The organism is uncultured Salegentibacter sp. (assembly GCF_963972535.1).
In the GTDB taxonomy this organism is placed as follows: Bacteria; Bacteroidota; Bacteroidia; order Flavobacteriales; family Flavobacteriaceae; genus Salegentibacter.
Genome location: NZ_CAXAVR010000209.1, coordinates 1 through 1739, shown reverse-complemented (window position 1 = coordinate 1739; position 1739 = coordinate 1). Strand labels below are relative to the sequence as shown.

The window sequence follows — 1739 nt, the reverse complement described above, 5'->3', positions numbered from 1 at the left end:
AATATCGGAGTAAGCTCCTGAAATAAATTCAGGATGACGATTCTACAAACTTCTCATATTTCAAAAAGAGAATAATCTATGAATGCAATAAAAGAAAAACTTTATATAGCCTGTGAAGCTTATGTGGACGAACGTATAAAGCGTATTGAAGCTGCTATGGCCGGACTTGAAAGTGATCTGGAAAACGAAACCAAAAGCAGTGCGGGCGATAAATATGAAACCGGCCGGGAAATGATAAACCTGGAAATAAATAAACTAGCCGAACAGCTACAGCAATTTAAAAATCTAAGAAATACGCTTAATGTTGCTAAAAGCCGAACTAACAATGGTTCCGCTCAATTAGGAACTGCGGTAAAGACCAATATGGCTAATTATTTTATCGCGATCCCGGCAGATCGTATTATTGTAGATGGCGAAGAGTATTTTGCCATTGGCGCCAATTCCCCAATCGCGCAATTATTGCTTCATAAAAAAGCCGGTGAAGAAATTACATTTAATGGAAAATCAGCTGAAATTTTGGAAGTCTTTTAAATTAAAATGATTAGGCACGAATTCACGAATATTCTATAAAATAGCTCCCCTACTTTCAAAGGATGGAATGAATTCAGCGCAGCTGAAGAACGGGGTGGTTGGACAACCGATAAAATAACAACTGAAAAACTTTTTGATATCAAACCCCTTCGGCCTACGGCCACCTCCCCTTGAAAAAATGGGAGGAGCTTTAATATTTTTTCCCGAGCAAATATCTATAAATACTGTGCCAAGGAAGAAGGTACGACTGAAGCAATCTGCACAACTGAAACAGTCATTCCAAAGATTACCGCGCTCCTGAGTGGCTCGTTTGACGCTAAGATTGAAGAAAAAAACTTCGGAAAAGAGACTAAAACAATTCGTGTATTTGTGGCAAAGCTTAAACTACTTCAACCTTGATTTAATTAATTTTTCGGAAACTTTGAGACTTATCTTTTTCCCTTCTTTTAAAGCTTTCGAATGATTAAAATAAATGATTTTCCCGTTTAAATCGGCTTCAATTAAACAGGTGTCGCCTTTAAACCAGGATTTTTTTACTTCGGCTTTAATTCCTGCTTTTTGGGTAAGTTTAATTTCTTCGGGGTAAAGAATTACTTTTTTTCGGCTGCTTTCATCTTCAGTCAGCTCCTTTAGCATTATCTCATTTACATCACCAAAAAGGGAAGCCACATATTTATTAGGCGGATTTTGATATAATTCTGCCGGAGAATTTTCAGCGTAAATTTTTGCGTTTTTTAAAACAATGGTTTTATCGGCAAAAGAAAGTGCATCGGTACTATCGTGGGTGGCAACAATGCAGGCGATATTGTTTTCCTTTAAATAATCAAAAAGTCTGCGGCGTAAATTATTTTTTCTAAAATGATCTATATGGCTAAAAGGTTCGTCCAGTAAAAGCAATTCGGGTTCATTGGCCAGTGCTCTTGCCAGAGCTACGCGCTGTTGTTGCCCACCGCTTAAGAGTTTCGCTTTTTTATTGGCTAGCTCGGTCATTTCAACAACTTCCAGTAACTCTTTAATACGTTTTTTCTTTTTTTGAGGATATTGGTTACTAAGATATTTCCCAATATTATCAGCAACACTTAAAGGAAGCATTAAATCGAAATCTTGCGCGAGATATTTTATAAACGGCTCGCCTGGCACAAGGTTAAAATTGGGGCCTAAAAGTTCTTTTTCTCCCCAAAAAATCTTGCCATCGGTATGCAGCAGGC

At 37.5% G+C, this 1739-nt stretch carries 2 protein-coding genes; one reads left to right on the top strand and one right to left on the bottom strand.

The genetic code is table 11. The annotated features are described in order from the left end of the window. Positions 1–78: 78 nt before the first annotated feature. Complete coding sequence (locus tag AACZ30_RS13885) at positions 79–531, top strand: transcription elongation factor (RefSeq protein WP_075325458.1); 453 nt, start codon at positions 79–81, stop codon at positions 529–531. A gap of 384 nt (positions 532–915) precedes the next feature. Here AACZ30_RS13885 and AACZ30_RS13880 read toward each other — a convergent pair. Further along, on the bottom strand, positions 916–1739 hold an 824-nt coding region (locus tag AACZ30_RS13880), incomplete at its 5' end, for an ABC transporter ATP-binding protein (protein ID WP_339650116.1).

What these genes read in the sequence shown, in the direction of transcription:
- AACZ30_RS13885 (WP_075325458.1), top strand. Translation starts at nt 79, where the DNA reads ATGAATGCAATAAAAGAAAAACTTTATATAGCCTGTGAAGCTTATGTG.